Origin of the sequence: Sorangium sp. So ce327, from assembly GCF_051530205.1 — a bacterium.
Classification (GTDB): domain Bacteria; phylum Myxococcota_A; class Polyangia; order Polyangiales; family Polyangiaceae; genus Sorangium; species Sorangium cellulosum_B.
Genome location: NZ_CP150330.1, coordinates 3,665,495 through 3,690,890, shown reverse-complemented (window position 1 = coordinate 3,690,890; position 25,396 = coordinate 3,665,495). Strand labels below are relative to the sequence as shown.

Below are 25,396 nucleotides of genomic sequence, written 5' to 3'. Positions count from 1 at the left end.
GCTTTTTTTTGAGATGGGAGATCAGGTCCTCCTAATTAAGCGAGCATGGGACAACCGCATCGCACTCTCGCACCGTCGATGCCGCTGGATAGACAGCGGGCCTTCGTCCGGCTCTTTCGGGGGAAGACCTACGACTCCGTATGGAATTGGCTTAGGCGGCTCGGGGTCCCACGCCGTGATCGGCGAGACATTCTCCAGGATGTGTTCCTCGCCGGATACCAGAGCTTCCCATCGTACGACCCGCTCCGCGCGCGACCGGAGCGGTGGCTCAACAGGATCACGGTCCACGTGGCCGCCCACTACCGCGACCGCGCACACCACCGGCGCGAAGAGCTGTCCTCCGGCCACGCCCCGCGCCGCGTCGCCGACGAGCGCCCGAACGCCGAGGAGCAGATCGACGCAGAGCAGACGCGCTCCCTCATCCTCTCGCGGCTCAGGTCGCTGCAGGCCGAGGAGCAGCAGATCCTCATCGCGCACGACATCGAAGGCGTGCCGATGGCGACGGTCGCCGAACAACACGGGATCCCGCTGTCGACGGCGTACAAGTGGCGCACGCGCGCGCTCGCGTCCCTGCGCGCGCTGCTCGAGGAGCCCCGCGCAGAGCGCAGGCAGCAACGACCGCCGCGACCGACGGCGAGCGACGTCACCGAGGCGGCGCGCTCGGCGAGCGCCGCACGCTCGGCGACCCCCCCGCGCCGGACGGCGCTGGCAGAGCGACCCGTCCGCTCGACCACAGCGGGCACGAAGCGGCCGGCGGCGCCGTGCCGCACGCAGCCGAAGGGCGCCCCGTTCCTGCGGCGACCGGGCGGGGAGCGGCCACACTCGCCAGCGCGCTTATGACCGGCGGAGGCCGCCAGCGCGGTCGGGCCAGCGCTCGCCCGAACGCCGGCGTCAGCCCGGATCCGACGGCCCCCCATGACCCGATAGCCCGCCCGCGCCTGCGAGACAAATCTTCAAGCCGATCGCAAGCCGCACGGGATACGGGAGTACGGGGCGCCGTACGCCGACCAGAAAGCGTCTCCGGCCCACGCGCGGGTAGTCGGGGCGGTTGTCGTCGCGCTATGCTGGAGCCTCAACGATGTACTACTCGACCGACGACCTTCGTATTGCAGGGCTCAGGCCCTTGATCCCCCCCGCGATCCTTATCGAAGAGATCCCCGTCAGCCCCGCGGCCTCCGAGACCGTGGCCTTCACGCGCAAGGCCGCCGAGCGCGTGATCTCGGGCGACGACGACCGGATCATCGTGGTGGTGGGCCCCTGCTCCATCCACGACCCCAAGGCCGCCCTGGAGTACGCCGCGCAGCTCCGGGAGGCGCGCGACCGGCTGAGCGACGATCTGCTCGTGGTCATGCGCGTGTACTTCGAGAAGCCGCGCACCACGGTCGGCTGGAAGGGGCTGATCAACGATCCCGACCTCGACGGGAGCTTCTCGATCAACAAGGGGCTCCGCGTCGCCCGCGGGCTGCTCCGCGACATCGCCGAGCTCGGGCTCGCGAGCGCGACCGAGTTCCTGGACACGATCTCGCCGCAGTTCATCGCGGATTTCATCTCCTGGGGCGCGATCGGCGCGCGCACGACCGAGAGCCAGATCCACCGCGAGCTCGCCTCCGGGCTCTCGTGCCCCGTCGGCTTCAAGAACAGCACCGAGGGCGACGTCCAGATCGCGGTCGACGCCGTGCGGGCCGCGCGCGAGGCGCACCATTTCCTCTCCGTGACGAAGCAGGGGATCTCGGCGATCGTGGCGACGCGCGGCAACGCGTCGTGTCACGTGATCCTCCGCGGCTCGCAGCGCGGGCCCAACTACGCGGCCGAGCACGTCCGCGAGGCGGCCGACCGCCTGACCAAGGCAGGCCTGCCGCGCCGGCTGATGGTCGACTGCAGCCACGGCAACAGCCAGAAGGATCCGGCGCGCCAGAGGATCGTGGCCGAGAGCCTGGCCGACCAGCTGCGCTCGGGCTCGCGGGACATCCTCGGCGTGATGATCGAGAGCCACCTCGTGGGAGGCCGGCAGGATCTCGCGCCGGGCAAGCTCCCCACCTACGGCCAGAGCATCACCGACGCCTGCCTCGGGTGGAACGACACCGTTCCGGTGCTCGAGCTGCTCGCGCAGGCGGTGCGGGACCGGCGAGCCAGCAAGGCGGCGTGAGCCCTCCGCGCAGCGCCTGCGGCCGTGCGTGACGGCGCGCCTGGCGACGCGCCGGCCGCCGCGCGTGGCGGATCCCTTCAGAAAATTTCATCATAAGCGTAATTCACGGCCCGCGGCACGCTGCAGCCACGGCCGCCTGGGTTTCGTGCGCCGCGGGCTCGGCGCCGCTGCCGTCCGGGCGAGCGACACGCTATGCCTGCACCCGGGAACGCCGCGGAGGGAGCCGCCATTCTCTCGGAAATCCTCATCATCCTGGCCCTCGTGCTCGTGAACGGCGTCTTCTCGGGCGCCGAGATCGCGATCGTCACGGTCCGCAAGACGCGGCTCGACCAGCTCGTCCAGTCGGGGAGCCGCCGGGCGTGGGCGGTGAAGCGCTTGCGGGGCAACCCGGAGCGCTTCCTCGCCACCGTGCAGATCGGCATCACCGTCGTCGGCGCGACCGCGAGCGCCTTCGGCGGGTCGACCCTCGCGAAGGACCTCGCGCCGGTCCTCCGCGCGGTGCCGTGGGTCGGGGACGCGGCGGACGAGCTCGCGTTCGCCGCGGTGGTCGCGCTCGTCTCCTTCCTGTCGCTCGTCCTCGGCGAGCTCGTCCCGAAGTCGCTCGCGCTCCGCGCCTCGGAGCGGTACGCGATGCTCGTCGGCCCGCCGCTCCGCGGGCTCTCGTCGCTCGCCCGCCCGCTCGTCTGGCTGCTCACCGCCAGCTCCAACCTGGTGCTGAGGCTCTTCGGCGACCGCACGAACTTCGTCGAGGCGCGCCTCTCCCCGGAGGAGATCCAGCAGATCGTCGACGAGGCCGCCGAGGCGGGCTCGGTCGACAAGCGCGCCGGCGAGATCGCGTCCCGCGCCATCGATTTCGGCTGGCTCACCGCGCTCCAGGTGATGCTCCCCCGCGGCCGCGTCGTGGCGCTCCCGCGCGACGCGGCCGCCCCGGAGGTGCAGCGCGCCGTGCTGGAGCACGGCCACACGCGGATGCCGGTCTACGAGGGGTCGAACGACAACGTGATCGGCTACGTCACGATGCCGGAGGTGCTCGCGCTCCTCTGGGGCGACGGGCAGTTCTCGCTGGAGAGCATCCTGCGCCCGGCGTACTTCGTTGTCGGGTCGATGCCGGCCGTCGATCTCCTCGCCGAGCTGAAGCGGCGCCGGCTCCAGCTCGCCGTCGTCGTGGACGAGCAGGGCGGCATGATCGGCATCGTCACGATGGAGGACCTCGTCGAGGAGCTCGTCGGCGAGATCTTCGCCGAGAACGAGGCGCACCCGCCCCACGCAGAGACGATCCGGCGCGAGCCGGACGGGTCGGCGCTCGTGCCCGGCGACATGCCGGTCCACGAGGTCAGCCGGCAGCTCGCGATCGCGCTGCCGGACGACGTCCGCTGGTCGACGGTCGCGGGGCTCTGCCTGGGGCTCGCCCGGCGCATCCCCGCGCCCGGCGACGTCGTGACGACCCCGGACGGGGCGGAGCTCCACATCGTCGACGCGAGCCCGCGGCAGATCCGCACGGTGCGGGTCCGCATCCCGCCCGCGCATCCGAGCGAGCCCGAGGACGAGGAGCGGCGCGGCGAGGGCTGAGCCGGCGCGACGCGTCAGGACGCAGCGGCGGGCGCGCCCGGGGGCCTCCGCTGGAAGTAGTCGACAACCACGTAGCGCCGGGCGAGGAGGCCGAAGACGACGGCAGCGATCAGGATGAGCGCCGCGAAGAAGAGGTATTGAAGCGCGCCCGTGAACACGTTGAGCGCCGCGACGCCGGCGGTGATCAGGTTGCCGACCGTCACGGTGAGGTTCCAGAAGCTCATGATGGTGCTCTTCATCTCCCGCGGCGCCTGGGAGTAGGCGAACTCGAGGCCCGTTGTGGACACCAGCACCTCGGCGAGCGTGATGAGCAGGTACGGCCCGGCCTGCCAGAGCACGCTCGGGCGCTCACCCGAGGTCATGGCGAGCTCGATGGCGGCGACCGCCACGAACGAGAGCCCCGCGATCGCCATGCCGGCCGTCATGCGGCCGAGCGCCGCGAGGCGGACGCCGCGCCGCTCGAGCGCGGGGTAGAGGATCATCGTGTTGAAGGGGATGATCAGCATCACGAGGAGGGGGTTCAGCGCCATGAGCTGCGACGGAGCGAGCTTGTGGCCGAGCACCTCGAGATCCATGCGGGTCGCCTGGACGATCCAGGTCGACCCCTTCTGGTCGAACAGCGCCCAGAACACCGGGATGGGGGCGAAGATCGTCATCACCCGCAGGACGGCCTTGGCGCCGTCGATCGCGCCCTCCGGGTGCCTGCCGAGCGCGGCGTCGAGGAAGTGCCCGCGCGCGGCGCTGCCACGCGCGTCGCGCCCCACCCGGACAGCGTCCCAGAGGACGCGGAGGAACGAGTGGGGGTTCTTGCCGGTCGGCGGCACGTGCACATACCGGTCGCGCCCACTCCAGAACACGAGCGTCGCGATGAACATGAGCGCGCCCGGGATCCCGAAAGCCACCCTCGGGCCCCACCACTCCAGCGTCTTCGGGATCAGCGCCGACGCGAAGAACGAGCCGAAGTTGATGATCCAGTAGAAGAGGGCGAACACGCTCTTGACGAGGTGCTTGTTCTCCTCGGAGAACTGGTCACCGACGTGCGCCGAGACACAGGGCTTGATGCCGCCCGAGCCGAGCGCGATGAGCGCGAGCCCCGCGTAGAAGCCGGCCGGACGGCTCTCGAAGACCGCGAGGCACGCGTGCCCCGCGCAATAGACGAGCGAGAGCCAGAGGATCGTCCGATACTTCCCGAGGAAGCGGTCGGACAGGAATCCCCCGAGGAGCGGGAAGAAATAGCAGGCGCTCACGAACAGGTGGTAATTGGCCTTGGCCACATGCTCGTGGATCAGCATGTAATTGATCATGAAGAACGTTAAGATGTTCTTCATCCCGTAAAAGCTGAAGCGCTCGCACCCCTCGTTTCCGATGATGTACTTGATCTGAGGGGGAAATCGGTCGGTGCTAGTGCTAGGAGCGGTTTGCGTCATGGCAGGCCCTCGCGCGCGCCATCCCTCCGTAGACCGCCTCCCGCGCCAGGGCAATCCGCGCTGCCTCCATCCCCTCCGGAGAGCGCCGGCGCGGGCTGGTCTGGCCACGCGCGGCTAGGCCAGCCCGAGCAGCGCACCCTGTGGTCAAGGTGTGCGACGGTGGCAAAACGGCGCGCGCACGCGCCGGCGCAGATGACGATCGACGATCCACGCGCGGGATTCAGGCTGCAAGCATTGACATCCTGGAAGGCCATCGTCGTATCCTCCCGGTAGCTCCGCGTTACGACCCCCGTCGTCGGCGACTCTGCCGAGGGAAGGTTCATGGAAAAGCTCAAATCGCGCTTCAGGCTCGCGCCGACGTATACCCTGCTCTGGCTCGCTGCGGCGGCGCTCGCCTCCGTGGCATCGTGTTCGGACGGCGGCCCCAGCACGAGCGCGTGCGTCGCGCCGGAGACGGAGTGCGACGGCATCTGTATCAACACGGGCACGAGCACGAGCCACTGCGGCGCGTGCGGCGTGGCGTGCGACGGCGATCAGACCTGCCGCGACGGCGAGTGCGTGGCCGTGGCCGCGTGCGACGACGGCCTCGCCGCGTGCGGCGACAGCTGCGTCGACCCCCAGAGCGACGAGGCGAACTGCGGCCGCTGTAACAACGCCTGCGAGGAGGGGCAGACCTGCGAGGCCGGCGAGTGCCAGGACGAGGGCGGCTGCCCCGTGGGGCGCACCGACTGCGGCGGCACGTGCGTCGACGTCGCGTCCGATCCGGACAACTGCGGCGAGTGCGGCGCGGCCTGCACGGACGGCCAGACCTGCGAGTCCGGCGAGTGCCAGGACGGCGAGTGCTCGGAGGGGCTCACCGACTGCGACGGCGCCTGCGTCAACCTCCAGAACGACGCCGGGAATTGCGGCGCGTGCGGCACCGCGTGCACGGACGACCAGACGTGCGTCGCCGGCGAATGCCAGGACGGCTGCGGCTCCGGGCTCACGGCCTGCGACGGCGTCGAGGTCTGCGTCGATCTCCAGACCAGCGCCGATCACTGCGGCGAGTGCGGCGCCGCGTGCAACGACTCGCAGGTCTGCCAGGCCGGGGCGTGCGCGTGCACGGTGAGCCCGGGCAACGATCTCGGCAGCGCCGTGCCGCAGATCGTCAACGGCACGACCGCGGGCCAGGCGAACACGTATTCCCCGACGTGCTCCGCCACGAGCTCGGGCGAGCGCATCTACTCGTTCACCGCCGCGACCGCGGGCGTCTACTCGTTCGACAGCACGAACTCCGGCTACAGCGTCGTCCTCGCCCTCCTCGACGCGACGGGCTGCTCCGAGCTCGCGTGCAGCGCCGACCCGAGCGCGGTCATCACGGCCGACCTCGCCACGGGCCAGACCGTCTACATCGTGGTCGACGGCGCGGAGGACCAGGCGGGCACCTTCGAGCTGAGCGTGACGCGTGCGAGCGCGCCGAGCTGCCCGGCGGGCACCCTCGCCTCGTCGGTGCCGCAGACGATCACCGGCAGCACGATCGGCCGACCCAACAGCGTGCGGCCGACCGTGACGACGGACTGCCGCCAATCGAGCAGCCCCGACGCGGGATACGCGTTCACGGCGCCGGTCGCCGGCGACTACACCTTCGATACGTTCGGATCGGCGTTCGACACGATGCTCCACGTGCACGAGGCGACGTGCAGGGGGGCTCAGCTCGCGTGCAACGACGACACGGACGTCGAGCAGTCGGAGGTCACGGTGACGCTCGCGGCGGGTCAGACCGTCGTGGTCGTGGTGGACGGCTCGACCGACACCAGCGACGGCGCGTTCACGCTCAACGTGAAGAGGGCCGTCCCGCCGCCTGTATGCGACAACTCGGGCACCTGCGGCGACGGCAGCTCGGGGTGCACCCGGTGCGCGCTCGAGACCAGCTGCGCCGACGAGCTCTCGGCGTGCACGGACAGCATCCCGTGCATGGAGTACGTGAGCTGCTTCCGTACGTGCGACACGGCCGCCTGCAAGGCGGCCTGCAGGACGGCAGACCCGGCCAGCGCGGACCTCTACGAAGCGATGATCCAGTGCGCCCACTGCGACGTGTGCCGGAACGATTGCAGCGGCTCGTCGGAGGTCGTGTGTCGCTGAGCGAGCGGGTGAAATAGAAACGCTGCGTCGCCCGTGTTACGAACGGGATGATGCAGCGCATCCTCCACGGCCACTTCTGGACGGTCGCTCCCTGGCTCAAGCATCAGATTCGCGCCCCGCGGCTCGCTCCGTCTTCCCCCTTCTCGATCCACGTCGATGAGACTCCTGCCGGGCCCGTCCGGTTGCTCGGCAGGATCCGCCACCGAGAAGGCGCGGGCTCGATCCTCGTCGTCGTCCACGGGCTCGGCGGCACGAGCGAGAGTCATTATGTGGTCGAGGCCGCCCTGAGGGCCGAGCGCGCCGGGCTCGCCTGCCTGCGCATCAACCTGCGCGGCGCCGGGGGCGACGGAGACGACATCTACCACGCTGGCCTGTTCTCCGATCTCCACGCCGCCATCACCTCCCCCGAGCTCGACCGGTACGAGCGCGTGCTCGTCCTCGGCTACTCGCTGGGCGGGCATATCGCCCTCCGTTACGCGGCGTCGGGCTCGCTCGACGGGCGCGTCCACGCCGTGGCGGCCGTCTGCCCGCCGCTCGACCTGGAGCGAGCCGTCGCCGCCATCGATCAGCCCGAACGGTGGGTTTACCGCAGGCACGTGATGGCCGGGCTGAAGGAGATGTACACCGCCGTCGCCTCGCGCCGCGCCGTGCCCGTGCCGCTCGACGAGGCGCTCGCCATTCGCACGATCCGCGAATGGGACCGGCGCATCATGACGCGACGCTTCGGCTACCAGAGCGCGGAGGCCTACTACACGAGCGAGAGCGCCGCCCCGCGCCTCCGCGACATCGCCGTCCCGTCGCTGATCGTCGCGGCGGAGGCCGACCCGATGGTGCCGCTCGACACGGTGCGGCCGGCGATCGATGCCCACCCGCGCTCGCCGCTGCTCGACGTGCAATGGCTCCGGCACGGCGGGCACGTGGGCTTCCCGCGGACGCTGAGCCTCGGGTTCGGGGCGGCGCCGGGCCTCGAGTCCCAGGTCATCCACTGGCTCACGAGGCATTGACGCGCGGCCGCGGCGCGGCGGCGTCACCCGCGCGGCGCGGCGGGCGTCAGCGCGTAGACGTCGACGTCCACGCCCGGGCTATAGAGCACGTGCGGCGCCCCCGCCGGGGCGGGCAGGCCGGCCGCGGCGACGACGCTCTCCTCGACGTGGGTCACCTCGGCCCGGTGGAGCGGATAGGGCGCGTGGTGCACCTGCCCGATCCTGAGCGCGCCGCCGCTCGCGGCGAAGAGCAGGTAACGCTCGGCCAGGAAGTGCTCGAAGGTCCCCGGCGCCGCGGCGCCGCCGTCGATCGCCGCGCCGACGCGATAGCGCGCCTCGAAGCGCGCAGGCACGGGGCCCGGCCAGCGCCGCTCGCTGCGGTAACGGACCTCTCCGTCCCTCGATTCGAGATCCATCGAGGCGTAGTGATAGGGCAGGTGCCAGCCGACCCGGGCCGCGACGACCGCGATCGCCTTGGCCGCGTCCAGGCTGAAGAACCAGACGCCCGGCGCTCGCCCCTCCTGGTGAACGTAGGTGCGGACGTTGAGCTCGTGGAAGTTCGAGATCCCGGGCACGCTCGGCGACCACCAGGGGCTGACGTCGCGCATGGTGAAGGCGACGACGCCGACGTAGGCCCTGCCCTCGAAGGTGTCGAGTTCGAGCGCAGGCGGCACGACGGCGCGCAGCGCGGCGATCGGCGTCTCCCAGTGCAGGAAGAGCAGCTCTCTCCAGCGCTGGAAGCCTGCCGGACGGCCAGGAGGGCGGAGCGTGGGGGCGATTCGATCCACGGCGACCTCATCATAGGATGGCGCGGGCCGAAGATCTCCTCTCGCGGCGGGCAATGGCATGGGGATATCCTGCGCGCGGGCCGAACGGGTACGGAGCGGAGGCAGGATGAAGAAGCTCATCAATGCGCCGGACGATCTCGTCGATGAGGCGCTCGAGGGGATGGCGCTCGCGCACGCCGAGCTCCTCCGGGTGAACGCCGCGCCGCGCTTCGTCACGCGCGCGGAGGCGAAGGGCAAGGGCAAGGTCGCGCTCCTCTCCGGCGGCGGCAGCGGGCACGAGCCGCTGCACGCCGGGTTCGTCGGGCGGGGCATGCTCGACGCCGCCTGCCCCGGCGCCGTGTTCACGAGCCCGACGCCCGACCAGATCTTCGAAGCGACGCGGGCAGTCGACGGCGACGCCGGCGTGCTCCACATCATCAAGAACTACACCGGTGACGTGATGAACTTCGAGATGGCCGCCGAGCTCGCGCACGAGGCGGGAATCCCGGTGGAGGGCGTGCTCGTGAACGACGACGTGGCGGTCGAGGACAGCCTGTACACGGCCGGACGGCGCGGCGTGGGGACGACCGTCCTCGTCGAGAAGATCTGCGGCGGCGCCGCCGAGGCGGGCCGCCCGCTCGAGGAGGTGGCGGCGCTCGGCCGACGGGTCAACGCGCGCGGCCGCAGCATGGGGGTCGCGCTCTCCGCCTGCACGGTGCCGCACGCCGGCAAGCCGTCGTTCGAGCTCGGCCCGGGGGAGATGGAGGTCGGCATCGGCATCCACGGTGAGCCCGGCCGGCGGCGGGCCAAGCTGGAGCCGGCCGACCGGGTGGCCGAGATCCTGATGCAGCCGATCCTCGACGACCTGCCGTTCGAGCCGGGCGACGACGTGCTGCTGTTCGTCAACGGCATGGGCGGGACGCCGCTCCTCGAGCTCTACGTCCTGTACCGCAAGGCGCGCGCGATCGCGCAGGGCCGCGGCCTCAAGGTCGCGCGCAGCCTCGTGGGGTCGTACATCACGTCGCTCGAGATGGCCGGCGCGTCGGTGACCCTGCTCAAGCTCGACGACGAGATGCTCCGCTGGTGGGACGCGCCGGTGCACACGCCGGCGCTGCGCTGGGGGACCTGAGCCATGGACGCCTTGAACGGCGCGCACATCGCGGCGTGGATCGAGCGCGCGGCCGACGTCATGGAGCGCGAGAAGGTGCTCCTGACCGAGCTCGACGCGGCGATCGGCGACAGCGACCACGGCGTCAACATGGCGCGCGGCTTCACGGCGGTGCGCGCCCGGCTCGGCGGCCTCGATCACGGCGACGTCGGCGCGCTGCTGAAGGGCGTCGGGATGATCTTGCTCTCGACCGTCGGCGGGGCGAGCGGCCCGCTCTACGGCACGCTGTTCCGCGACGCGGGCCAGCGGGCGGCCGGCGCCGCGGCGCTCGATCTCGCGGCCCTGGCCGGGTGCCTCGAGGCGGGCCTCGACGGCGTGAAGCGGCGAGGCAAGGCGTCGCCCGGCGACAAGACGATGGTCGACGCGCTCTCCCCTGCGGTCGACGCGCTCAAGGCCGCGCTGAGCACGCCGGCGCCCACGGGCGACCCGGCGCGCTCCGCGCTCATGGACGGGCTCGCTCGCGCCGCCGAGGCGGCGCAGGCCGGCGCGCTCGCGACCGTGCCGCTCATCGCCCGCAAGGGCCGGGCGAGCTACCTCGGTGAGCGCAGCGCTGGGCACCAGGACCCCGGCGCCACGTCGTGTTCGCTCTTGCTGCGGAGCCTGGCCGCGACGGCAGGCGTATGAGCGGGGCGGCGGGCCGCGTCGGGCTCGTCCTGGTCTCGCACAGCCGCGTGCTCGCCGAGGCCACCGAGGCGCTGGCCCGCCAGATGACCGGCGAGGCGGTCGCCATCGCGTGCGCGGCGGGCGCGGGCGACGGCGGCGCGGAGCTCGGCACCGACGCGACCGCGATCGCCGCGGCGATCGAGCGCGTCTGCGGGCCGGCCGGCGCCGTCGTGCTGATGGACATCGGCGGCGCGATCCTGAGCGCCGAGACGGCGCTCGAGCTCATCGATCCGGCCATCGCCGCGCGCACGCGCCTCACCGGCGGGCCGATCGTGGAAGGGGCGGTCGCGGCGGCCGTGCGGGCTGCAGCGGGCGGCACGCTCGATCAGGTCGCCGCGGAGGCGCGGCAGGCGCTCGTTCCGAAGGCCGAGCAGCTCGGCGAGGCGGAGCGCCCCGCGGCGGCGGTGGCCGCGACCGATGCGGCCGCCGCGGTGGCGGTGGCCGCGACCGATGCGGCCGCGGCGGTCGCGGCGGTCGAGCTCGCGATCGCCGATCCGGGCGGCCTGCACGCCCGCCCCGCCGCGCGGCTCATCACGCGCGCGGTGGCCTTCGACGCGGCGATCACCCTGGAGAACGTGACGGCCGCGCGCGGTCCGGTGCCGGCCTCGAGCCTGATCGCGCTCGCGTCCCTCGGGGCGCGCCGGGGCGACGTGCTGCGCTTGCGCGCGACCGGGCGGCAGGCGGTCGAGGCGGTCGACGCGCTCGCTGCGCTCCTGCAGCGCGACGCGCCGGCGGCCGCGCCTGCGGCGCCCCATGCGTCGTGCCACGCGATCCCCGTCGCGCCCGGCGTCGCGATCGGCCCCATGGTCCGGCTGGTGCGGTCGATGCCGGAGGTCCCCGAGACCACGGTCGACGATCCTGCGGCCGAGGCCGAGCGGCTGCGGCGGGCGCTCGTTCTGGCGGCGCAGGACCTCGGCAGCGCGCTGCGCGGCACCGACATCCTCGACGCCCATCAGGCGCTGCTCTGCGACCCGGCGCTCGTCGACGAGGCGATCGCCCGGATCGAGCGGGAGCGCTGCAACGCCGCCTGGGCCTTCCGCCAGGCGATCCACGCGGCGGCCGCGATCTACCGGCGGCTCGACGATCCGTACCTGCGGGCGCGCGAGGCCGACGTCCACGACGTGGGCGACGCCGTGGTGCGCGCCCTGCTCGGCGGCGCTGCGGCGGTGCTGCCCGACGGGCCGCCGGCCGTCGTCGTGGTCGAGGACCTCACGCCGTCGGAGGCCGCGCGGCTCGATACGAGGCGGGTGCTCGGCGTCATCGACCGGCGCGGCGGTCCCACCTCGCACGCGGCCATCCTGCTGCGGAGCGCCGGCATCCCCGCGGTCGCCGGGGCCGCGGCGCTGGTGCCGGACGCGGGCGGCGCGCGAGCCGGCCTCGACGGGGCGACCGGCGAGGTGTGGCTCGACCCGGATCCCGAGACCACGATCGAGATCGAGCGGCGACAGGCGGCCCTCCGCGCGTCACGGCGACCGCCAGGCGCCCGGGACGGCCGGTTACGCCTCGCCTGCGGCCGCGAGGTCGAGCTCTGGGCGAACGTGGCTGGCCCGTCGGACGCGCGCGCCGCGCGCGAGGCTGGCGCCCTCGGGATCGGGCTCCTGCGCACCGAGATGCTGTTCCTGGACCGCGTGGACGAGCCTGGCGAGGACGAGCAGGCGGAGCTGCTCGCGGAGATCTTCGCGGCGTTCGCCGGCGCTCCCATCGTGGTCCGCACGCTCGACGCCGGCGGGGACAAGGCGCTGCCGTACCTCGAGCTCGACGCCGAGACGAACCCCAGCCTGGGCGTCCGCGGCGTCCGCCTCTCCCTCGCGCGGCCGGCGCTGCTCGAGGCGCAGCTCCGGGCGATCCTGGTCGCGGGGCGCGGCCATGACATCCGGGTGCTGGTCCCGATGGTCTCGACCGCCGCGGAGGTGAGCGCCGTGCGCGCCGCGCTGGAGCGCGCGCACGCGACGCTCGCGGCGACGGGCGCGGCGCACCGCTGGCCCGTGGCCACGGGCATCATGGTCGAGGTGCCGTCGGCGGCGCTCATGGCGGAGCGCCTCGCGCGCCAGGCCGACTTCTTCAGCATCGGGACCAACGATCTGACGCAGCACACGCTGGCGGCCGAGCGCGGTCACCCGCGGCTGCACGCGCTCGCGGATCCGGCGCACCCGGCCGTGCTGCGGCTCGTGCGCGGGGTGGTGGAGGCGGGGTACGCCGCGAAGCGGCCGGTCTCGGTGTGCGGCGAGGCCGCCGGCGATCCCGGCGTCGCGCCGCTCCTCGTCGGGCTCGGGATCACGCGCCTCAGCATGTGCGCCTCCGCGTTCGACGCGGTGGAGGACGCGCTCGCCGGCGCCTCGTTCGCCGATCTCGCCGCCGTCGCCGAGGAGGCGCTCGCGGTCGACGACGCGGCGGCGGCCCGCGCAGCCCGCGCGGCGGCGCGGCGTCCGGGCTGACGTCGGTGCGGTGACGGGGCGGGCAGAGGCCTGGCAAGGGACCGCCAGACGTCTGGCCAGTCCGGCGCCCGACCTCCCGAGCGATCCGGCCCGCGACCGTCGATGCGCCGCTCGCTACAGCGCCCCCGCCGGCGCGGCGCCCTCGTGCGCGGAGCGCGCGGTGGTGTCGCCCGAGGGCTGATTTGCCCGCACCGGGTGTCCCAGCAGGCACACGCCTTCTTCGGGCAGCTCCGTCGCCGCATCGCACGCCGCGAGCTCCCAGCCGGTCGCCTGTTCGGCGTCGGTCCCGGTGAGGTCTGCACCTCGGAGGTTGGCAGCGGTCAGATCGGCGGATCCGAAGGTCGACTCCATCAGCGCGGCGCCCGAGAGGTCCGCCCCGGCGAGGCGCGCGTTCCGAAAGCTGCTCTGGCCGAGATCGGCGCGGGAGAGATCGAGTCCCGACAGATCCAGCCCGTCGAAGCTGCGGTGACCGCTCCGCGCGAGGAGGCGTACGGCGGTGGACCGTTGCGCGGCGTCGCCCGAGACGAGCGTGGCGCGCAGCCGGAAGACCGCGAGGCGCGACGGATCGAGCCCATAAACGAGCGTCGCGGCGAACGCGGCGAGCACGAGGCGGGCGCCCAGGGAACGCGGGGCGTTGCGCTCGGCGCCGACGAGAGGCAGCGCGAACGTCAAGAGCGCCGCGCCCAGCGCGCTGCCGGCGTGCGCTGCCAGGAGGAGGCCGCGCGGAGGGATCTTCGCCAGGGCGACGGCGGCCGCGAGGACGAGGAGCAATGCGCCGCCGGCGAGCGCGAGGCGCAGCTCGGTCGACCGCGCGAGCTGGGGCGCGTCCGGCGCCCTCCGAGGGCCACCGGACACGGCGACGCGGCGGACCGCCGGAGCCTCGCGCTCACCGGCAGCGCGGCGCGAGGCGCTGATCGCCACGCCCTGGCGGGGAACGTCGGTCGCGGGGGGCATCCGCTGCGACTCGGGTATCCGCTGCGACTCGGGTGGCGCCGAGATCCGTTGCGATGACCACGCCGCCTCCATCCGCCGCGAGTCAGGCGCCGCCTCCACCCGCCGCGACTCCGGCGCCGCCTCCATCCGCCGCGAGTCCGGCGCCGCCTCCATCCGCCGCGAGTCAGGCGCCGCCTCCACCCGCCGCGACTCCGGCGCCGCCTCCATCCGCCGCGAGTCAGGCGCCGCCTCCATCCGCCGCGAGTCAGGCGCCGCGGGGCGACGGCTCCGCGCTGCGCTCTCGGGGACCGCGTCGGCGCTCGCGAGGGCGTCGCGCAGCGGCGAAGGGAACGACGCGACGTCGTCGAAGGACGCGCCCGCGCTCGCCAGCGCCAGGATGGCCTCCTCGTCGAAGCCGGAGCGCGCGCACGCCGACGGATCGACGCGCGCGCCCACGAGCGACCCCGCCGAGGAGAACGAGCGCGGGAGCTTGGCCCCGCGCAGATCCGCGGCCGCGAGCAGCGCCCCGCCGAGCAGCGCCCCCGAGAGGTCGGCCCAGCGCAGGTCGGCCCCGGTGAGGTCGGCGTTGATGAGCGACGCGGCGTCGAGCCGCGCCCCCCCGAGGTTCGCGCCGGTGAGCTTGGCCCCGTCGAGGCGCGCGCCCGCGAGGTTCGCGCCCTGGAGGTCGGCGCAACGCAGGTGCGCGGCCGCGAGGTCCGCGCCCGGGAGCTCGATGGCGGTGCTCTCGCCGCCGCGGCGCGACGAGAGGGCACCGAAGAGCGTGTGGAGAGCTGCGGTGTCCATGGCGGCGCCGCCTACTCGTCCGGGTCGATGGTGCCGATCGTGCTGGCGAACACCACCTGCCCGTCCTTCATGTAGCCGTCCAGCGCGAACCACGCGTGAATATTGTCCCCGTCGAGGTCGCCTCGCGCATAGGCGGCCCACCTGCGATCCTCCGGCACGTCCGCCGGAAAGTGGTTGACGGAGACGGGCATCGGAGAGCCGCCGAGTCGATATCGATACTGGTACGACTGAGGGTGGGTGATCGCGAACGCGAGGCACTTCCAGCCAACGGTCGGGCTGCCGGAGTTGTAGTCAACACCCGGGCTGGGGTCGGGCTGGTATTTCTTCCCCTGGACACGAGAGAACCCGTTGGGCACCGTGACCGCATCGCTGCACAGCGGCTGGGTCGCCGTGGTGCCCGACATCGCCTGGAGGCGCTCGGCCGAACCGACGACCGCCCTGGCGATGCCGCCGATCGTCTGCTTGGCCTCGGCCGATTTGGCGAACACGAGGTACTTGGACACCCCCTGGGTCCCCAGGGCGGCCAGGATCGCCACGACCCCGCCCGCGACCATCACCTCGACGAGCGAGAAACCTCGTTGACCTCGCCCTCGAGCCGCCCACTCCACGCCAGGTCGAAAATTTCTTGCCACGATACAACTATATACCGGGGCTGTTCATCGCTAAACAAGCACAACCCAGAGCGCTCTGGGCCATGGAACGCTGTTTGGTCGGGGGTTGTGGGGAGTGTGGTCGTGCGGGCGGCGCGACTCCCACGTAGGCCACGGAAGAAGCGATGTGGCGGCACGGTGAGCGCCCGTGGTGCATCCTGCGCTCGGCGTCGTGTCAGTCGCGCCCGTCGCGCCCGTCGCTCCGGCACCGCGGCGAGCGAGGATGGGCGGTGAGCTCAGGCGCGCGGGCCAGCGGTCTTGGGCGGCGGATCCCCGGCGAGGAACGCTTCCAGCGCGTCGGCGATGCGCTCGCCGGTCTTGCCGTCCCACCCCTCGGGCACGGAGCCTCGCTTGGCGCGGCCGTCGAGGATGGCGTCGACCTCGCGCGCGATGAGCGCGGCGTCGAGCCCGACGACGATGTTCGTGCCCTGCGTCACGGTGATGGGCCGCTCGGTGCCCTGACGCATCGTGAGGCACGGGATCCCGAGCGCGGTCGTCTCTTCCTGGATGCCGCCGGAGTCGGTGGCGACGAGCAGCGCATTGCCCATCACGGTCACGAAATCGTCGTATCCGAGCGGCTCCATGATCCGGAGCCCCTTCGTCTCGCGGAGGCGCGCCGACAGCCCGAAGGACTCGGCGCGGGCGACGGTGCGCGGGTGGACGGGGAACACGGTCGGCAGGCGCTGCGCGATCGCCTCGAGCGCGTCGAGCGTCTCGGCGAGCCGCTCGGCGCTGTCGACGTTGGCCGGGCGGTGGAGCGTCGCGATCGCGTACTTCTTCGGCTCGAGCCCGAAGCGCGAGAGCGCGTCCGTCTGGCGCTTGAGGGCGTAGTGCACCGAGTCGATCATCACGTTGCCGACGAACCGGATTCGCTCGGGCGGGATGCCCTCCGCGAGCAGGTTGGGGTGGGCGTCGTGAGAGGGGGTGAGCAGGAGATCGGAGAGCTGGTCGGTGAGGATGCGGTTGATCTCCTCGGGCATCGTCCAGTCGCGCGAGCGCAGCCCGGACTCCACGTGGACGACGGGAATTCCGAGCTTGGACGCCGCGAGCGCGCCCGCGAGGGTGCTGGTCACGTCCCCGACGACGACAACCACCTTGGGCCGGTGCTCGATCATGTCGGCCTCGGCGCCGACGAGGACCGCCGCGGTCTGCTGGGCGTGCGAGCCGCCGCCTGCCTTGAGCGTGTGATCCGGCGTCGGCAGGCCGAGATCCCGGAAGAACACATCGCTCATCGTCGTGTCGAAGTGCTGCCCCGTGTGGAGCAGCCGCATCGGTAGACGGCGCGCCTTGAGGGCGCGGCAGATGGGGGCGAGCTTCATGAAGTTCGGGCGCGTCGCGGCGACGAGGTAGATCATCTCGACCGAGGATGATGCCGTGGTACTCGGCGCAGCACCAGCGTTTTGACGGAGCCGCGGGCGCGGTGCTCGGTATCGTCACTGCTTACGATTACGGTGACGACACCTACGCGCCGCGGTTCGCCATCGCGCCCGCGACGCCGCCCACGTCGGACGCGTCGGACCTGCGCTCGCGCTCCGCCGAGCGCCGCGCCCGGCGTGTGCGCCACCACCGCTCGGCGCTCATCACGGGCAGGATCGACATCGCCACCAGCGTCGACTTCACCCACGCGTCGAGCGAGAGCGGCGCCGAGCCGAACAGCGTGTGCATGAACGGCGCATACACGAAGCAGAGCTGCAGCGCGAGCAGCGCGCCGATCCCCACGTAGACCCAGGGATTCGAGAAGAGCCCGATCTTCAGCATCGAATCGCGCAGCGACCGGCAGTTGAGCACGTAGAAGATCTGGAACAGCACGACCGTCGTGACCGCCGCGGTCTGGGCCTCGCGGTAGGCGATCTCCGAGACGACGCCGCCGCGCACCTCCGTGATGTACTCGTAAAAGAACAGCCCGATCGCCCCGGCCGTCATGAGGACCGCGACGATCGCCGTACGCACGAGCACGAACCGGCTCAGGATCGGCTCGCCCGGATCCCGGGGCGGGCGGCTCATCACGTCCTTCTCCATCGCCTCGAACGCGAGCGGCAGGGAGAGCGCCACCGTGGCGACCAGGTTGACCCAGAGGATCTGCACGGCCGTGATCGGCATGAGCGGCGCGCCCCCGACGATCGGGAAGGTCATCACCGCCACGAGCAGGATCAGCGCCTCGCCCAGGTTCGTCGGCAGCACGAACGCGAGCGCCTTGACCAGGTTGTCATAGACGCGGCGCCCCTCCTCGACCGCCGCCCGGATGCTCGCGAAGTTGTCGTCCGTCAGCACGACGTCGGCGGACTCCTTCGACACCGCGGTCCCCGTGATCCCCATGGCCACGCCGATGTCGGCCTGCTTGAGCGCGGGCGCGTCGTTCACGCCGTCGCCGGTCATCGCGACGACCTTCCCCTCGGCCTGCAGCGCCTTCACCAGGCGGAGCTTGTGCTCCGGCGCGACGCGGGCGAACACGTGCGTGGACGTCGCCGCCGCGCGCAGCTCGCCCTCCGAGAGCCGCGAGAGCTCGGTGCCGTTCATCGCGCGCGCCCCGTCGGGCACGAGCCCGAGCTGCCCGCCGATCGCCCGCGCGGTCGCCAGGTGGTCGCCCGTGATCATCTTCACGGTGATCCCGGCCGCGTGGCACGCCTTGATCGCGTCGATCGCCTCGGGCCGCGGCGGGTCGATCATCCCCTCCAGGCCGAGGAGCTCGAACCCCTCCGGGAGGTGCTCCTCGTCGAGCGAGGCCACGTCGCGGCCCGCCGGCCGCGAGGCCACGGCGAGCACGCGCATGCCCTGCGCCGCCATCTGCTCGACCTGCGCCATCGCCTGGGCCCGCCCCGCCTCGCCGATCGCGGCGCGGCCGAGCACCGCCTCGGGCGCCCCCTTCATGAAGATCACCCGGTCTCCGCCGGGGGCCTCGTGGAGCGTCGCCATGAGCTGCCGCTCCGACGAGAACGGGACGACATCGACGCGGCGGTGCTCCCGCCGCGTCCCCTCGACGTCCACGCCGAGCTTCTGGGCCGCGACGACGAGCGCGCCCTCGGTCGGGTCGCCCTCGATGCCGCAGGCGTCCCCCTCGCGCGTCATGCGGGCGTCGTTGCAGAGCAGCCCCGCGCGGAGCAGCGCGCGCACCGCCTCGGGCACCTCGCCGACCGGCGCGCCGTCGCGGCGGAGCTCGCCTTCGGGCGCGTAGCCGACGCCGGTCACCTCGAGCGCGGCTCCGGCCTGCTCGATCGCCGCCTCCCCTTGCGCGCCGGCGGCGGGCGTCCACAGGGCCCGGACCGTCATCTCGTTCCGCGTCAGCGTCCCGGTCTTGTCCGAGCAGATGACGCCCGTGCTGCCCAGCGTCTCGACCGCGGGCAGCTTCCGGATCACCGCGCGGCGCCGCGCCATCCGCTGCACGCCGATGGCGAGCGAGATGGTGATGATCGCGGGCAGCCCCTCCGGGATCGCGGCGACCGCGAGCGAGATGCCCGCGAGCATCGCGTCGACCGGCGGGTAGCCCCGGAGCAGCGCGACCCCGACGATGAGCAGCGCGACCCCGACGATCGCGACGGTCAGCACGCGGCCGACCTTGGCCATCGATCGCGTGAGCGGCGTCTCGATCTCGGTCGCCTCGTGGAGCATCGAGGAGATGCGGCCGAGCTCGGTCGCGGCGCCCGTGGCGACGACCACCGCGGTGGCCGCGCCGCTGGTCACGAGCGTCCCGCCGAAGGCGAGGTTCTTGCGGTCGCCGACGCCGGCGTCCTCGGGGACCGGCGCGACGTGTTTGTCCGACGGCACCGACTCCCCGGTGAGCGCCGACTCGTCCACGTGGAGGTTCTTCACCGAGAGCAGCCGGGCGTCAGCGGGGACCTTGTCGCCGGCGTCGAGCACCACCACGTCGCCGGGGACCACGTCGGCGGCGGGGATCACGCTCCGCTGGCCGCCGCGCACGACCGTGGCCGTCTGGGGCACCATGTCGACGAGCGCCTCGATCGCCTTGCCCGCGCGGAGCTCCTGGACGAAGCCGATCGCCGTGTTGAGCACCACGACCGCCAGCACGACCGCGCCGTCGATCGCCTCGCCCATGGCCATCGCGAGGGCCGCCGACGCGAGCAGCACGTAGATGAGCGGGTCGTTGATCTGACGGAAGAGCAGCTTGAGCGGGCCGTCGCCCTTCGCGCGCTGGATCACGTTGGGCCCGACGTCCTTGAGCCGCCGGGCGGCCTCGTCGCCCGCGAGGCCGACCTCGGCGCTCTCGATCCTGGAGAGCACATCGGGGGCAGGCAGGCTGTGCCAGGCGATCGCGACCGACGGGGGGAGGACGCGTTGGGACATGGAGTCATCTCCTGCGGTGGCAGCCGCGCTGTGCGCGCTGTTCCGACCGGCTGTGGCTGCTCATCACGTGGTCTGCACGTGGCTGGCGCTTGGTTTCCCCTGCCATTTGGCACGTCTCATGCCAGACCACGCCAGGGCGGAAGCGGGCTGTTCAGCGCCCTGAGCGGCACGCGCGCCGACGTTCCGCGGGACCTTTTCACCCGGGTGGGGAAATTTGTCTCGCCAGCGCTCGCCCGCGCGCAGCACATTCGACCGGCGAGCACGCTGGCGTCACCCCACGACGACCAGCGCGTCGTGGGTAGTCGTGGGTAACCGAGCACCGGCGCGACGCTTTACGCGGGCGGGGCCGTCCTGTACACGCGCCGCGTGCGTCTGACCGTGCTCCTCCACGGCGATCCAAGGGCCCCGCAGCAGGCCCGCCTCGGCGCCGCGCTCGCCGCCCGGGGCCACCGGGTCATCGTCTGCGACGCGCCCGGGGTCGCGGCCGCCATCCAGCGCGAGTACGGGGAGCGCTGCGAGGAGCTGAGGCTCGTTTCTTCCCTGATCCCACAGGCGATCCGGCGCCTCTGGGCGCGTCGGCGCGTGCGCGAGCTCGGCGTCGACGTGGTGCACCTGAACTTCCTGCGCCCCTGGCACGACCTCTGGTCGAGGATGCGCGGGGGCCCGCCGATCGTCGCCACGGCGTGGGGATCCGACATCAACCCGGAGGTGCTCCACAAGTCGCGGCGGACGGTCCGGAGGGTCGACCACGTGCTGTCCCACGCCTCGGCCGTCAGCGCCGACAGCGTGCCCCTGCTGGCGAGGGCGCGGGCGCGCATGGGTGAGCGCGCCGGCGCCGTCCCCTGCGAGATCGTGCTCTGGGGCGTGGATCTCGCGACGTACGAGCGGCAAAGGTCGCTCGCCGGGGCGGCGCGCTTCCGGCGCGCGCTCGGGATCGAGCCCGGCAAACGCGTCCTCCTGAGCCCGCGGCAGACGAAGCCGCACTACCACGTCGATCGCATCCTCCGCGCCTTCGCCGCGAGCCGCTGGGCGAAGGAGGGCGTCCTCGTGATCAAGGTTCACGGCCGACCCGAGGAGCTCCCGTACGTGCAGACGCTCACGTCGATGATGCGCGAGCTCGGCGTCAGCGACAGCGTGAGGTTCGCCGAGCCGTGCCTGTACAGCGAGCTCCCTGGCCTCTACGTGATGGCCGACGCGGCGGTCTCGCTGCTGGAGGTCGACGGCGTGCCGTCCACGTTCTGCGAGCTCGCGGCGCTCGGCGTGCCGATCGTCGCGAGCGATCTGCCGGCCTACGAGGGCGTGCTCGCTCACGATCGCGCGCTCCTGGTCCCCGCCGCGGACCACACGGCGCTCGTCGCGGCGCTCGACCGGCTGCTCGACGAGCCCGAGCTCGGACCGCGCCTCGCGGAGCGCGGGCGCGCGTGGGCGGTGGAGCGCGCGGACTGGCAGCGGTGCGTCGACCAGTTCGAGGCGCTCTACCGCGCCACCGTCGCCACCGCCGCGGCGACCTCGGGCCAGCACGCGTAGCGGCCGGCGCGCGCTGCGCTCAGCGCGCCTGCGCCCCGCGCCGCCCCTCGGCGAGGCGCTCGAACAGCGCGACGATCTCGGCGACCTGCGTCTGCCGCGTGAGCTTCGCGATCTCGTCCTCCCGCCGGGCGGGCAGCTCCCCGCGGCGGAAGCGATCGTAGGCGCGCTCGATCGCCAGCGCCCCCAGCTCGACGTCGTCCGTGGGGACCGCCTCCCCTGCCCCCGTCCGCGACAGCACGAGCGCAGCGTCGGTCCCGGGCACCACGAAGGCGAGCACCGGCGGGCCTGCGGCGATGTACTCGTACAGCTTGCCGGGCGTCGAGAGCGGATCCAGCGCGCACAGCACGAGCGCGTCGGCGTCCCGGTAGCGGGCCACGATCTGGTCGTGCGGCACCGGCGCCTCGATCCGGAGGTGCGGCCGGAGGTGCGGGTACTTCCTGCCCTCCCGCTCCGCCCACGCGACCGCGCGGCTCACGATGGAGAGCTCGAAGCCCGGCAAGGCGCGCCGCGACAGGAGCCGCTCGGCCGCGCGGAACACCGAGGCGAGGTTGTAGTCGCCGTACATGTTGCCCGCGAACAGGAGGCGGAAGCGGCCGCCCCGGTCCGGCCGGGGCGCGTACGGCTCGGCGAAATCGTCCGCGTCGAAGCCGTTCCGCACGAGGCGCACCTTGTCCTCAGGGAGGCCGCGCCGCTCGACGAGCAGCGAGCGGAACGGGTCCGCCGTGACCAGCACCGCGTCGGCGCCCGCGAAGATGCGCTCCTCGACGCGCCGATCCACGCGCTGGCGCATCCGGGCGATCGGGCCCTCGCCGCGGTAGAGCGGCAGGAAGTTGTTGTCGGTCCACGGGTCCCGGAAATCGGCCACCCAGGGGACGCCGAGCGCGCGCCGCGCGCGGTCCCCGAGGAGGTGGGCCGTGAAGGGCGCCGACGTGCTGAACACGAGATCGAACCGCTCCTCACGGAGGATCGTCGAGAGCCGCTGCAGGGCGAAGGGAAACCAGCCGAGGTAGGCGTCGACCGGCAGGGCGCCGAAGAGCGTTCCGAAGCCGACCGCGGCGCGCGTGCGCTCCACGCGGACCCCGTGCGGGACCTTGGAGAGGAGCGAGCGATCGATCGCGGTCTTGCCGCGCTCGCCGGACGCGAGCACCACCGGCTCCCACCCGAGGGAGGGCGCAATCCGGCTGAGGTGCAGCGCGCGCTGCACGCCCGCGCCGCCGTGCGGAGGGTAGAAGTAGCTGATCAACAGGAAGCGGCGCTGCGGCATGTCGGAACCGCGCGCGTGATAACACACGGCCCCGCCCGATGGCGCCGCTCTCGAGGTGCCACGTCACGGCTCGCCACTTTGCCGTGGCGCCCCCGGCGCGCCGCGCGCCCGGGGCCAGCCGGACCTCCGCCGCGGAGCGCTGCCCCACCCCTCGTTCCGGTGGATCAGCCGCGCATATAGGCAAAGGTCCCGTCGATGTTGAACAGCCGGGTCGCCTGGACGAGCTCGGTCACGGTCACGCCCACGCGCGGCAGGAGCCGCTCCGCGACGCCGCGGCTCAGGAGATCTTTGCGGAAGTAGCGCAGCTTTCGTGGGGCGACGTACCCCTCGAGCTCCGCGAACGTGAGGCGCTGGTACTCGGGCGTCCCGGGCACGTGGCGCCGCGAGATCACGTCGTAGAAGAAGAAGATGCCGCCAGGCTTGAGCTGGGCGATCGCCTTGTCCATGAGGCGCCGCTTGAGCTCTGCGTTGGTCACCGACGACAGCACGGCGAGCATCATCACCATGTCGAACGGCCCGCCGACATCGGCCTTCAGGAAATCGCCCGCCATGAAGCGGATGCCGGCGAAGCGCGATCGCGCGACGTCGGTGCGCTGCGCGACGAGATCGATGCCGGTGAGGCGCGAGGGGTCCGCGCCCAGCTCGACCAGCCACGCCAGGTTGGAGCCCGCTCCGCAGCCCACGTCGAGCACCGACATCTCGCGCAGCGCCTCGGGCGTGCGCACGCCGCACGCGACGAGCGCGTCGCGCATACGGCGCTGCCGCTGGCGCGCGACGAGGTACGGGTACGTATTGAGCAGGCTCGCCCAGGGGTTCGCCGGCAAGAAGCGCTCGGCGTAGTATCGGTTGATCGCCTCGAGATCCCGCTCGAAGCCGCCGCCCTCCCGGTCCTGGAGAAGTTGATCAGGCATCGCGGCACGCATGCCACGGCGGCCGCCGCGCAGGCAAGGATGTGCTACCGAGCCGCCATGCAGCACCAGCAGCCGGCCCGGGTGGATCCAGGCGCGCCGTCGAGCGCGCCGCAGGCCGCCCGGGAGGCGCCGGCGCCCGCCGAGGCGCAGGGGACGTCGCTCGCCGACCGGATCGGGATGATCGTCGGAGGGCAGTTCGTGAGCACCCTCATCATCCTCGTGCAGGGTGTCCTCGTCGTGCGCCTGCTCGGCAAGGCCGAATACGGCACGCTCGCGTTCTCGACGATGCTGTTCATGACGGGGCGCGATCTCGCGCAGCTCTACCTGCCGGAGTCGTTCCTCTACTTTGCGCCGAAGGTGACCCGCGCCGAGCTCCGTGGGCTGGTGCGGCAGAGCATGCTGCTCTTGCTCGGCCTCGGAGCGCTCTCCGCGCTCGCGTTCTCGGCCTTCGCCCTGGTCCCCAGCGTCTTCCTCGACGGCCGCGAGGGCGTCACGCAGCTCCTCCTGCTCATCGGCCTCATGAGCATGATCGCCTACCCGGCGAGCGTCTTCGGCCCGCTCTTCATCGCCACGAACAACCACCGCAAGTCCGCGGGCGTCGCGCTGGTCGTCACGCTCTCGAACGCCGCGGGCGCGATCGTCCCTGCGGCGTTCGGGTGCTCGATCGCCTGGATCTTGGCCGCCCAGTGCGCGGCCCAGGCCCTCCGGCTCTGGCTCTCGTACCGGCTCTATGCGCGGCTGTTCCAGGACGTCGCCGCGGCTCCGTTCCCGGGCGGCGTCAAGGCGCAGCTCGCCTACGCGTTCCCGCTCTCGGTGACGCGCTTCGCCGGCCTCTTCAACCAGAAGCTCGACAAGTTCGTCATCGGCCTCTTCTTCAGCGCGGGGCTCTACGCGGAGTTCGCCGTCGGCGCGCAGGAGCTCCCGCTCGTCAGCGTCCTCGCCTACTCCGTCGCCTCGACGATGCTCCCCGACCTCGTCGCCCGCGTCGAGAACGGGCGGACGCCCGCGGAGGGCGCGAGGGCGGCGATCGACCTGTGGCACTCGGGCATCCGCAAGACGACGCTGATCATGCTCCCGATCGCGGCGTTCCTCCTCCTCCTCGCCGAGCCGCTCATGCGCACCATCTACGGCGACGCCTACGCCGGCGCCGCCGTCCCGTTTCGCATCTACTCCGCGCTCCTGCCGCTGCGCGTGACGGCGTACGCGATCCCGCTGATGGCGTTCGGAAAGACGTCGATGATCTTGCGTATCCAGGTGCTGTCGATGGTGTTCAACGCCGCGGCGAACCTGGCCCTCCTGCCCACGATCGGGATGGTCGGCGCGCCGCTCTCGGCCGTCCTGACCCAGGTGGTCGTGATCACCTCGACCGTGGTCTGCATCGCGCGCTTCTCCGGCGTCGGCCTCCGCGGCGTCTTCCCGTGGGGCCACTACGGGCGCGTCGCGGCCACCGCGATCGTGGCCGCCGCGCCGCTCGCCGCGTTCCTGCTCACGGGCGCGGCCGACAGGCGCCCCGCCCTCTGCCTCGCGCTCGGCGCCCCGCTCTATACGGGGCTCTACCTCGTGGCCGCTCGGATCACCGGCCTGCTCGCCCCCGAGGACCGGGCGTTCGTCGCGCGCTGGCTCCGCCTCGAGCCGCTGCGCGGCCGCCACGGCTGATGCGTCCGCGCGCGTCGCACCCTCGCTGTCTCGGGCGGCGACACGAGGGCTGCGGACGCGGAATCCGCGCATG

At 72.6% G+C, this 25,396-nt stretch carries 18 protein-coding genes; 10 read left to right on the top strand and 8 right to left on the bottom strand.

Annotated features, from left to right (window positions below; genetic code table 11):
- Window positions 1-45 precede the first annotated feature (45 nt).
- The 3 genes from WME95_RS14010 (at window position 46) to WME95_RS14000 (ending at window position 3,715) form a co-directional block, all read left to right on the top strand.
- Window positions 46-840 (top strand): RNA polymerase sigma factor, encoded by a 795-nt coding sequence (locus WME95_RS14010; protein WP_437908905.1) that lies wholly within the window; start codon window positions 46-48, stop codon window positions 838-840.
- Window positions 841-1,078: 238 nt separating this feature from the next.
- A complete protein-coding gene (locus WME95_RS14005; RefSeq protein WP_437552326.1) occupies window positions 1,079-2,146 on the top strand; it encodes a 3-deoxy-7-phosphoheptulonate synthase in 1,068 nt (355 codons plus the stop codon).
- Between the two features lie 192 nt (window positions 2,147-2,338).
- Window positions 2,339-3,715 (top strand): hemolysin family protein, encoded by a 1,377-nt coding sequence (locus WME95_RS14000; RefSeq protein WP_437908904.1) that lies wholly within the window; start codon window positions 2,339-2,341, stop codon window positions 3,713-3,715.
- Between the two features lie 14 nt (window positions 3,716-3,729).
- Here WME95_RS14000 and WME95_RS13995 read toward each other — a convergent pair whose 3' ends face one another.
- Window positions 3,730-5,142 (bottom strand): POT family MFS transporter, encoded by a 1,413-nt coding sequence (locus tag WME95_RS13995; protein ID WP_437908903.1) that lies wholly within the window; start codon window positions 5,140-5,142, stop codon window positions 3,730-3,732.
- Window positions 5,143-5,463: 321 nt separating this feature from the next.
- Between WME95_RS13995 and WME95_RS13990 the strand changes: the two genes are divergently transcribed.
- Both WME95_RS13990 and WME95_RS13985 read left to right on the top strand, forming a co-directional pair.
- Window positions 5,464-7,263 (top strand): MXAN_6577-like cysteine-rich protein, encoded by a 1,800-nt coding sequence (locus tag WME95_RS13990; protein ID WP_437908902.1) that lies wholly within the window; start codon window positions 5,464-5,466, stop codon window positions 7,261-7,263.
- 47 nt (window positions 7,264-7,310) lie between these two features.
- Complete coding sequence (locus WME95_RS13985; protein WP_437908901.1) at window positions 7,311-8,267, top strand: YheT family hydrolase; 957 nt, start codon at window positions 7,311-7,313, stop codon at window positions 8,265-8,267.
- Window positions 8,268-8,290: 23 nt separating this feature from the next.
- Here the strand turns inward: WME95_RS13985 and WME95_RS13980 are convergent, their stop codons facing one another.
- The gene (locus tag WME95_RS13980) at window positions 8,291-9,034 is read right to left on the bottom strand and encodes a YqjF family protein (protein ID WP_437908900.1); all 744 of its coding nucleotides are present in this window, start codon (window positions 9,032-9,034) and stop codon (window positions 8,291-8,293) included.
- A 106-nt stretch (window positions 9,035-9,140) separates the two neighbouring features.
- Here WME95_RS13980 and dhaK point away from each other — a divergent pair, with 106 nt between their 5' ends.
- The 3 genes from dhaK to ptsP are packed head-to-tail and all read left to right on the top strand — an operon-like array spanning window position 9,141 to window position 13,279.
- Window positions 9,141-10,142 (top strand): dihydroxyacetone kinase subunit DhaK, encoded by a 1,002-nt coding sequence (dhaK, locus tag WME95_RS13975; RefSeq protein ID WP_437908899.1) that lies wholly within the window; start codon window positions 9,141-9,143, stop codon window positions 10,140-10,142.
- A gap of 3 nt (window positions 10,143-10,145) precedes the next feature.
- Entirely contained in the window at window positions 10,146-10,805 is a 660-nt protein-coding gene (dhaL, locus tag WME95_RS13970) for a dihydroxyacetone kinase subunit DhaL (protein WP_437908898.1), read from the top strand.
- On the top strand, window positions 10,802-13,279 hold the full coding sequence (gene ptsP, locus WME95_RS13965; protein ID WP_437908897.1) for a phosphoenolpyruvate--protein phosphotransferase: 2,478 nt from the start codon (window positions 10,802-10,804) through the stop codon (window positions 13,277-13,279). Before dhaL ends, ptsP begins: the two co-directional genes overlap by 4 nt.
- A 114-nt stretch (window positions 13,280-13,393) precedes the next feature.
- On the opposite strand, the gene WME95_RS13960 is transcribed toward ptsP, so the two are convergent.
- The 4 genes from WME95_RS13960 to WME95_RS13945 form a co-directional block, all read right to left on the bottom strand.
- The gene (locus WME95_RS13960) at window positions 13,394-15,016 is read right to left on the bottom strand and encodes a pentapeptide repeat-containing protein (protein WP_437908896.1); all 1,623 of its coding nucleotides are present in this window, start codon (window positions 15,014-15,016) and stop codon (window positions 13,394-13,396) included.
- 11 nt (window positions 15,017-15,027) lie between these two features.
- Window positions 15,028-15,648 (bottom strand): pilin, encoded by a 621-nt coding sequence (locus WME95_RS13955; RefSeq protein WP_437908895.1) that lies wholly within the window; start codon window positions 15,646-15,648, stop codon window positions 15,028-15,030.
- Window positions 15,649-15,902: 254 nt separating this feature from the next.
- Window positions 15,903-17,021, bottom strand: coding sequence for a non-hydrolyzing UDP-N-acetylglucosamine 2-epimerase (gene wecB / locus WME95_RS13950; protein ID WP_437535334.1), 1,119 nt, complete (start codon window positions 17,019-17,021; stop codon window positions 15,903-15,905).
- Between the two features lie 106 nt (window positions 17,022-17,127).
- On the bottom strand, window positions 17,128-19,965 hold the full coding sequence (locus WME95_RS13945) for a cation-translocating P-type ATPase (RefSeq protein WP_437908894.1): 2,838 nt from the start codon (window positions 19,963-19,965) through the stop codon (window positions 17,128-17,130).
- A gap of 366 nt (window positions 19,966-20,331) precedes the next feature.
- On the opposite strand from WME95_RS13945, the gene WME95_RS13940 reads away from it, so the two are divergent.
- On the top strand, window positions 20,332-21,492 hold the full coding sequence (locus WME95_RS13940; protein WP_437908893.1) for a glycosyltransferase family 4 protein: 1,161 nt from the start codon (window positions 20,332-20,334) through the stop codon (window positions 21,490-21,492).
- Between the two features lie 19 nt (window positions 21,493-21,511).
- On the opposite strand, the gene WME95_RS13935 is transcribed toward WME95_RS13940, so the two are convergent.
- Both WME95_RS13935 and WME95_RS13930 read right to left on the bottom strand, forming a co-directional pair.
- A complete protein-coding gene (locus WME95_RS13935; RefSeq protein WP_437908892.1) occupies window positions 21,512-22,756 on the bottom strand; it encodes a glycosyltransferase family 4 protein in 1,245 nt (414 codons plus the stop codon).
- A 164-nt stretch (window positions 22,757-22,920) separates the two neighbouring features.
- Window positions 22,921-23,667, bottom strand: coding sequence for a class I SAM-dependent methyltransferase (locus tag WME95_RS13930; RefSeq protein ID WP_437908891.1), 747 nt, complete (start codon window positions 23,665-23,667; stop codon window positions 22,921-22,923).
- Window positions 23,668-23,724: 57 nt separating this feature from the next.
- Here WME95_RS13930 and WME95_RS13925 point away from each other — a divergent pair, with 57 nt between their 5' ends.
- Window positions 23,725-25,323 (top strand): lipopolysaccharide biosynthesis protein, encoded by a 1,599-nt coding sequence (locus tag WME95_RS13925; RefSeq protein ID WP_437908889.1) that lies wholly within the window; start codon window positions 23,725-23,727, stop codon window positions 25,321-25,323.
- Window positions 25,324-25,396: the final 73 nt, after the last annotated feature.

Coding starts and splice junctions, on each gene's coding strand:
- ptsP (WP_437908897.1), top strand. CDS start 10,802: ATGAGCGGGGCGGCGGGCCGCGTCGGGCTCGTCCTGGTCTCGCACAGC.
- WME95_RS14000 (WP_437908904.1), top strand. CDS start 2,339: ATGCCTGCACCCGGGAACGCCGCGGAGGGAGCCGCCATTCTCTCGGAA.
- dhaL (WP_437908898.1), top strand. CDS start 10,146: ATGGACGCCTTGAACGGCGCGCACATCGCGGCGTGGATCGAGCGCGCG.
- WME95_RS13945 (WP_437908894.1), bottom strand. CDS start 19,965: ATGTCCCAACGCGTCCTCCCCCCGTCGGTCGCGATCGCCTGGCACAGC.
- dhaK (WP_437908899.1), top strand. CDS start 9,141: ATGAAGAAGCTCATCAATGCGCCGGACGATCTCGTCGATGAGGCGCTC.
- WME95_RS13990 (WP_437908902.1), top strand. CDS start 5,464: ATGGAAAAGCTCAAATCGCGCTTCAGGCTCGCGCCGACGTATACCCTG.
- WME95_RS13935 (WP_437908892.1), bottom strand. CDS start 22,756: ATGCCGCAGCGCCGCTTCCTGTTGATCAGCTACTTCTACCCTCCGCAC.
- WME95_RS13985 (WP_437908901.1), top strand. CDS start 7,311: ATGATGCAGCGCATCCTCCACGGCCACTTCTGGACGGTCGCTCCCTGG.
- WME95_RS14005 (WP_437552326.1), top strand. CDS start 1,079: ATGTACTACTCGACCGACGACCTTCGTATTGCAGGGCTCAGGCCCTTG.
- WME95_RS13995 (WP_437908903.1), bottom strand. CDS start 5,142: ATGACGCAAACCGCTCCTAGCACTAGCACCGACCGATTTCCCCCTCAG.
- WME95_RS13925 (WP_437908889.1), top strand. CDS start 23,725: ATGCAGCACCAGCAGCCGGCCCGGGTGGATCCAGGCGCGCCGTCGAGC.
- wecB (WP_437535334.1), bottom strand. CDS start 17,021: ATGATCTACCTCGTCGCCGCGACGCGCCCGAACTTCATGAAGCTCGCC.
- WME95_RS13930 (WP_437908891.1), bottom strand. CDS start 23,667: ATGCCTGATCAACTTCTCCAGGACCGGGAGGGCGGCGGCTTCGAGCGG.
- WME95_RS14010 (WP_437908905.1), top strand. CDS start 46: ATGGGACAACCGCATCGCACTCTCGCACCGTCGATGCCGCTGGATAGA.
- WME95_RS13960 (WP_437908896.1), bottom strand. CDS start 15,016: ATGGACACCGCAGCTCTCCACACGCTCTTCGGTGCCCTCTCGTCGCGC.